Annotated in this window: 1 pseudogene; it reads left to right on the top strand. The window is 53.6% G+C overall.

Annotation, left to right across the window (positions count from 1 at the left end):
* A pseudogene (locus A3764_RS25785) lies at window positions 1-87 on the top strand (MerR family transcriptional regulator); the annotation flags it as partial.
* Between the last annotated feature and the right edge of the window lie 148 nt (window positions 88-235).

Raw genomic sequence — 235 nt, 5'->3', positions numbered from 1 at the left:
GGCGGACAGACTTCTGATTGCCGTGTGCTCGAGGTACTGCGCGACCATTCCGAATGCCTGACCGACCATGAAGAGATCGGCGCCTGAGCAATTTCGACGACCTTTGATCGGAACGCAAAAAGCCCGGTGTTAGTTACTCATTGGCAATTCACTAATTTGAATACCCGGCATGGCGGAGCAGAGAAACGCAACGGAAAGACGCACACTCTGGATCGTGCTGGGTCTTAACATCGGG

The organism is Sulfitobacter sp. HI0129 (assembly GCF_001635395.1).
Classification (GTDB): Bacteria; Pseudomonadota; Alphaproteobacteria; order Rhodobacterales; family Rhodobacteraceae; genus Sulfitobacter.
The sequence above is the reverse complement of the archived record's forward strand: the minus strand, read 5'-3'. Positions and strand labels throughout refer to the sequence as shown.